Source organism: Microbacterium sp. ISL-103 (genome assembly GCF_018613995.1).
Classification (GTDB): domain Bacteria; phylum Actinomycetota; class Actinomycetes; order Actinomycetales; family Microbacteriaceae; genus Microbacterium.
Genome location: NZ_JAGGPD010000056.1, coordinates 1 through 6,221, shown reverse-complemented (window position 1 = coordinate 6,221; position 6,221 = coordinate 1). Strand labels below are relative to the sequence as shown.

Genomic DNA, 6,221 nt, shown 5'->3' with positions numbered 1-6,221 from the left:
GCGGCTGGCACCCGCGGGTGACCCGGACGACGCAGGCGGTGGCGGGGGCGCTGTCGGGCCTCATGGGCACGACGACGTCTGTGGGCGGCACGCCGATGGCGATCATCTGGCAGGGCTCAGAGGGGCCACGGCTGCGCGGCACGATGTCGGCGTTCTTCCTCGTCGGGTCGTCGCTGTCGCTCGTGGCCCTGTTCCTGTGGGGCGCAGTGCCCGCGCATGCGCTCGCCACCGCTGCCTGGATGGCCCCGTTCGCCGTGGGCGGCGTGGTGCTGTCGCGCTTCGTGAACCGGTTCCTCAATCGTCGGCGCACGCGCGCGATCGCCCTCGGAGCATCCGCTCTGGGCGCAGTGACGCTGATCGTCACCCGTCTGGTCGAGCTCTTCTGACCGGATGCCGCGGGCAGATCGCCTGACCGCTCAGCGCACCTGGCGTTCCAGCGGAAGGCCCGCGTCGAGCAGGTCGATGTTGCGGGCGATGTCGGCGGCGCGAGCGGTGAAGACCTCGCGGGCATGGCCTGAGTGGTGCGGGGTCAGCACGACCCGATCGAGCCCGGCGAATCTCTGCACGACAGGCGGCGCCTCGGCACCCTGCGGAGCATCCCACCAGACGTCGATCGCCGCTCCTCCGATGCGCCCCTCGGCGAGGGCCGTATACAGCGCGTCCTCGTCGATGAGCGCGCCGCGGGCGACGTTGACGATCAGCGCGTCGGCGTGCAGCTGCGCGAGTGCGTCAGCATCGATCATCCCCCGCGTGCTCTCGGTCAGGGGTGCGGTGACGACGACGACATCGCTCTCGCGAAGCAGGGGATGCAGCTCGTCTTCGCCGTACACGCGATCGAGCAGCTCGGATCCGGGGCCACCGGCATCCGGATGCCGGCGCAGGGCGACCACGCGCATCCCGAACGCCGTCGCCAGGTGCGCCACAGAGCGGCCGATCTCGCCATAGCCGATGAGCCCGAGAGTGCTGCCGGCGAGCGAGCGATGGTACGGGGCGCCTGCCGTGGCGATCGTGCACCACTCTCCCCGGCGCATCTCGGCGTCGGCCTCGATCACTCGACGGCGCAGCATGAGCGCCGTCATGATCACGTGCTCGGCGATCGCGGCGCCGTGATGACCGGTGTTGCAGAGCGGCACGCCGTCGGGCACGGCGCCGGCATCCACCCGGTCGACCCCGGCACCCGTCGCGTGCACGAGACGCACGTGATCGGCACCGGCCATCTCGTCGACCGTGAGTCGCGAGCAGATCACCACATCGGCGCCCTCGATCGCCGCGCGAGTCGATCCGGGCACCTCGAGGTCGGCGAACACCCACTCGTGCGGCCGCGCGGTGCGGCGCAGGTCGTCGGCGAACGCCGACATGATCGGATCGGTGACCGCGATGCGCAACGGATCCCGCCGCTCCGCGCTCACCAGCGGGGGCTTTCCAGCACGTATCCGGGGTCGACCCGCTGCATGTAGCCGGTGTCGTCGCGCTCGCGGATGCCGCCGTCGAGATACTGCCTGTGCAGCCGCGCCAGCGCCTCGGGGTCGAGCTCGACGCCCAGGCCCGGTGCGGTCGGCACCGCCAGCGATCCGTCTCTGAAGGTGAGCGCGCCCGGTGCGATGACGTCTTCGTCCTCTCGCTTCCACGGCCAGTGCGTGTCGCACGCATAGCCCACGCCCGGAGTGGCCGCGGCGAGGTGGGTCATCGCGGCGAGGCTGATGCCGAGGTGCGAGTTCGAGTGCATCGAGAGTCCCCACCCGAGGGTCTCGGCGAAGCCCGCGAGCAGGCGCGAGCGCTCGAGGCCTCCCCAGAAGTGGTGGTCGGAGAGCACGATGTCGATCGCGCCGAGCCGCACGGCCTCGGCGATGTGCGAGAACGCGACCACGCACATGTTGGTCGCGAGCGGCAGATCGGTGTGGCGGCGCACCTCGGCCATGCCCGCAAGGCCCGGGGTGGGGTCTTCGAGGTACTCGAGCACATCCTTCAGTGCGTCGGCCACCCGCAGCGAGGTCTCGACTGTCCAGGCGCCGTTCGGATCGATGCGCAGCGGGTGATCGGGAAACTCCTCGCGCAGCGCCAGGATCGCCGCGATCTCGTCGTCGGGCGCGAACACCCCGGCCTTGAGCTTGAGCGCGGTGAAGCCGTAGGTGTCGACGATGCGACGCGCCTGCCTGACGATCCCGTCGGGCGTGAGCGCCTCGCCCCACTCGTCGTCGGATCCGCCCGGGTGGCCTGCCCACTTGTAGAAGAGGTAGCCGCTGAACGGCACGGCATCCCGCACGCGTCCGCCCAAGAGCTCACTGGCAGGCATGCCGAGAAGCTTGCCTCGGATGTCGACGGCGGCGACGTCGAAAGGCGACAGCACCCGGTCGCCGGTGCTGGTGCCCGTGACCATGCCCGACATGCCGTGCCCACCCTGCACGCCGTCGCCGGCCACACTGCGTTCGACCCGCGCTCGCAGGTCGTTGGTCGCGAACACATCGCAGCCGAGCACGGCGTCGGCGGCGACCCGCAGCCGTTGCAGGTGCGCACTGTCGCCGTAGGTCTCGCCGAGCCCGACGACTCCCGACTCGGTGGTCACCTGCACGATGGCGCGCAGCGCCAGGGGCTCGTGCACACCGACGGTGTTGAGCAGGGGTGGGTCGTGGAAGGCCACCGGCGTGATGCGGATCGACCGCACCGCGTTCTCGGCCAGCCGCGTGGCGGCAGGGACAGACAGCAGGAGCTCTTCGGACATCACGCCTCCGTCGGTGAGACTCCGGGGACTCCGCATCGGCGGATTCCGCGTCATCGAGTTTCTCCGACACTATGGTGGGGACAGATGCGCAGACAAACCAAAAGTCGCACTGATTGATGTCGGGAGTGGATCGATGATCTCGCTGGTACAGCTCGAATGCTTCATCGCCGTGGCTGAGGAACTGCACTTCGGGGCGGCGGCGACGCGACTGAAGATGACGCAGCCGCCACTCAGCCGCCAGATCCAGCAGCTCGAGCGCGAGCTGTCGACCAGGCTCTTCGACCGCACCAGTCGCCGCGTCGCGCTGACCCAGGCCGGGCGCGCACTGCTGCCCAACGCGCGACGCCTCATCGACCTCGCAGCGAAAGCCGTCTCGGATGTGCGCTCGGTCGGCGAGGGCGCGGCCGGCACCGTCACGATCGCCTACACGGCGATGGCGGGGCAGGCGGTCGTGCCCGATCTGCTGCGTCGCGCGTCGGCCGAACTGCCCGGCGTCACGCTGCTGCTGCGCGAACTCGTCTCACTCGACCAGGTGGAAGAGCTCGAGAAGGGCACCGTCGACATCGGCCTGATGCGGCCGCTGCTCGCCCGACCGCAGATCGGCAGTCGGGCGGTCTACCGCGAGCGCCTGTCGGTGGCGCTTCCCAGCGACTCGGCCCTCGCGCAGCGCGGCGAGCCGCTGAAGCTCATCGACCTCAAGGACGAGTCGCTGCTCATGTACTCACCGAGCGGCGCAAGGTACTTCCACGACCTGCTGCTGTCGATGTTCGTGGCGAGCGGGGTGCATCCGCACATCGTGCAGTACGCGGGCCAGGTGCCGGCGCTGCTCGCAATGGTCAGCGCCGGCATCGGGTTCACGCTGGTGCCGGAGTCCGCCGAGCGGATCTCTCCCGACACGGTGACGCTGCTGCCGATCAGCGAGACCGATCCGTCGACGCGGGTGAACAGCGTCGAACTCGACATCGCGTGGAACTCGGAGTCGCACAATCCTCTCGTCGAACGGCTGCTGAACCTGATCGACGACGTCGATCGCGTCGAGTGATCGATGCACCGGGCGCATAGCCCAATGCCGATGTAGGGCTTGATCAGGATGAATCAGCACGCCTAGCGTGAACAGGAAGATGACAGTGCTGATGGCACGACCCGTGCTCGATGAGGAGGACGCATGCCGAACGACGTCGCCGCGACCGCCGATGAGTCCGCTCGACTCGGTGAGTCCGTGAACCCGGTGCCGGGCGGGCACCCCGCCGCGCGTGAAGACGCCGCGCGTGACGACATCCTGCGCGTCGAGGATCTGCGTGTCGCCTATCGCATCGGCGACCGCGAGGTCGATGCGGTGCGCGGCGTGAACCTGGGCGTGGGTCGTGGCGAGGTCGTCGCGATCGTGGGCGAGTCGGGCTCTGGCAAGAGCACCGTCGCGCAGTCGATCATGAACCTTCTCGCACCGAACGCCGAGGTGGTGAGCGGGCGCATCGAGTTCGAGGGCGAGGATCTGATCCCCCTGAACGAGCGGCGCTGGCGCAGCATCCGCGGGCGTCTCATCGGACTCGTTCCGCAGGACCCGGCGCTGTCGCTCAATCCCGTGCGACGCGTGGGCGTGCAGGTGGCCGAGCCGCTGCTCGTGCACGGACTCGCGACCAAGCACGACGCGCATGAGCGCGCGGTCGAACTGCTCGAGATGGCGGGGCTCACGTATCCGGCCGAGCGGGCGAAGCAGTACCCGCATCAGTTCTCGGGTGGCATGAAGCAGCGCGCGCTGATCGCGGGCGCATTGGCTGCGCAGCCGAGCCTGATCATCGCCGACGAGCCCACCAGCGCTCTCGATGTGACGGTGCAGAAGCAGATCCTCGACCACCTCGCCAACCTGACGCGAGAGCTGGGAACCGCGATCCTGCTCATCACCCACGACCTGGGCATGGCGGCCGAGCGGGCCGATCGGGTCGTCGTCATGAAGCAGGGAGAGATCGTCGATTCGGGACCCGCCGAGCAGGTGATGAATGCTCCGACGCACGAGTACACGCGCAAGCTCATCGCCGCAGCGCCCCGGTTGAGCGCGCACGAGCGGCGCACCGCATCGACCAAGGCCCGCATCGAGTTCGGCGCAGAGCCGATCGTGCGGGTGACCGATCTGACCAAGATCTTCCCGCTGCCCAAGGGCGAGGGCGACCGCCGCACTCTCACCGCCGTCGACGCCGTCTCACTCGACGTGCGCCGTGGCGAGACGCTCGCCGTCGTGGGCGAGTCCGGATCGGGCAAGAGCACGCTCGCGCGCCTCGTGCTGCGACTGGAAGAGCCGACGTCGGGCTCGATCTCGTTCGCCGGCGACGACATCACGCACCTCAAGGGCGAGAAGCTGCGGCAGCTGCGGCGGCGGTTCCAGATGGTCTATCAGAGCCCGTTCGACTCGCTGAACCCGCGCATGACCATCGAGCAGCTCATCACCGAGCCGCTGCTGTCGTTCGGCGAGGGCGATCGCTCGACGCGGTCGAAGCGCGCTCTCGAGCTGTCCGAGCAGGTCGCTCTTCCCGACGGCATGCTGGGCCGCTTCCCCGATGAGCTGTCGGGCGGCCAGCGGCAGCGCGTGGCGATCGCCCGCGCCCTCGCCCTCGACCCCGAGTTCCTCGTGCTCGATGAGGCCGTCTCGGCACTCGACGTGTCGGTGCAGGCGCAGATCCTGAAGCTGCTCGATGAGCTGCAGCGCGAGCGCGAGCTGACGTACCTCTTCATCACGCACGACCTCGGGGTGGTCGCCGAGACCGCCGACCGCGTCGCCGTTCTCAAGAACGGAAAGCTCGTCGAGTGCGGCGAGGCCGCCCAGATCTTCACGGCTCCGCAAGAGGAGTACACCCGGATGCTGATCGAGGCCGTGCCCGCGTTCTCCGCCTGAGGCGTCGCCCTCGGTTCGACCGCGCGTGCGCACGCGCGTGCGTGCGTGGTCACTTTCGCATCCCTCACGGCCACTTCCGGTGCGAAACTGACCACCCACCGCACGCCGGGCGCGCGAGTGGTCACTTTCGCACCCCTTATGGCCGTTTCAGGTGCGAAACTGACCACCCACCGCATAGGCATCAGGCATCAGGCGAGGCACAGCGTCGACAGTTCACGTCGCGCTCCCCCGGCGTTCACGTTCGACCCCTATCTTGAGTGCGGTCGCGCGAACGCGGCTAAGAAACAGCCAGATTGTTGTGTAGACACCACAATGCCGGGGTACAGTCGGATCAGACATACCTCGATGACGAGAAAGGCGACCATGGTCGACATCCGAAAGAAGCGCTTTGCTCTCCTGGGAATCGCGGCGGTTGCGGCCGTGACCCTGAGCGGTTGCGCAGGCAGCACCGACGGCGGCGAAGGCTCGGGCGAAGGGTCCGATGAGACGCTCATCGTCTACACGAACTCGAACAGCGACGGCCGCGGCGAGTGGATCACCGAGCAGGCAGCGGATGCCGGCATCGACATCGCGATCGTGGGCCTCGGCGGCGCCGACCTGACGACCCGCACCATC

At 68.8% G+C, this 6,221-nt stretch carries 5 protein-coding genes and 1 pseudogene; 4 read left to right on the top strand and 2 right to left on the bottom strand.

Features of this window, described 5'->3' with window-relative positions; all coding sequences use genetic code 11:
• On the top strand, nucleotides 1-386 hold a 386-nt coding region (locus tag J7E68_RS02700; protein WP_215169626.1), incomplete at its 5' end, for a TSUP family transporter.
• Nucleotides 387-416: 30 nt separating this feature from the next.
• Here J7E68_RS02700 and J7E68_RS02695 read toward each other — a convergent pair.
• Both J7E68_RS02695 and J7E68_RS02690 read right to left on the bottom strand, forming a co-directional pair.
• Complete coding sequence (locus J7E68_RS02695) at nucleotides 417-1,409, bottom strand: 2-hydroxyacid dehydrogenase (protein ID WP_311416126.1); 993 nt, start codon at nucleotides 1,407-1,409, stop codon at nucleotides 417-419.
• Nucleotides 1,406-2,719 carry a glucarate dehydratase family protein gene (locus J7E68_RS02690; RefSeq protein WP_215169624.1) on the bottom strand — a complete coding sequence of 438 codons (1,314 nt, stop codon included), beginning with the start codon at nucleotides 2,717-2,719 and terminating at the stop codon, nucleotides 1,406-1,408. The genes J7E68_RS02695 and J7E68_RS02690 overlap by 4 nt, the downstream gene beginning before the upstream one ends.
• Nucleotides 2,720-2,852: 133 nt before the next feature.
• Here J7E68_RS02690 and J7E68_RS02685 point away from each other — a divergent pair, with 133 nt between their 5' ends.
• From J7E68_RS02685 to J7E68_RS19530, 3 genes and pseudogenes are all read left to right on the top strand, one after another.
• Nucleotides 2,853-3,761 (top strand): LysR family transcriptional regulator, encoded by a 909-nt coding sequence (locus tag J7E68_RS02685; RefSeq protein WP_215169622.1) that lies wholly within the window; start codon nucleotides 2,853-2,855, stop codon nucleotides 3,759-3,761.
• A 123-nt stretch (nucleotides 3,762-3,884) separates the two neighbouring features.
• On the top strand, nucleotides 3,885-5,606 hold the full coding sequence (locus J7E68_RS02680) for an ABC transporter ATP-binding protein (protein ID WP_215169620.1): 1,722 nt from the start codon (nucleotides 3,885-3,887) through the stop codon (nucleotides 5,604-5,606).
• Between the two features lie 363 nt (nucleotides 5,607-5,969).
• Nucleotides 5,970-6,221, top strand: a pseudogene (locus tag J7E68_RS19530) (ABC transporter substrate-binding protein); the annotation flags it as partial.

Coding starts and splice junctions, on each gene's coding strand:
- J7E68_RS02690 (WP_215169624.1), bottom strand. CDS start 2,719: ATGTCCGAAGAGCTCCTGCTGTCTGTCCCTGCCGCCACGCGGCTGGCC.
- J7E68_RS02685 (WP_215169622.1), top strand. CDS start 2,853: ATGATCTCGCTGGTACAGCTCGAATGCTTCATCGCCGTGGCTGAGGAA.
- J7E68_RS02680 (WP_215169620.1), top strand. CDS start 3,885: ATGCCGAACGACGTCGCCGCGACCGCCGATGAGTCCGCTCGACTCGGT.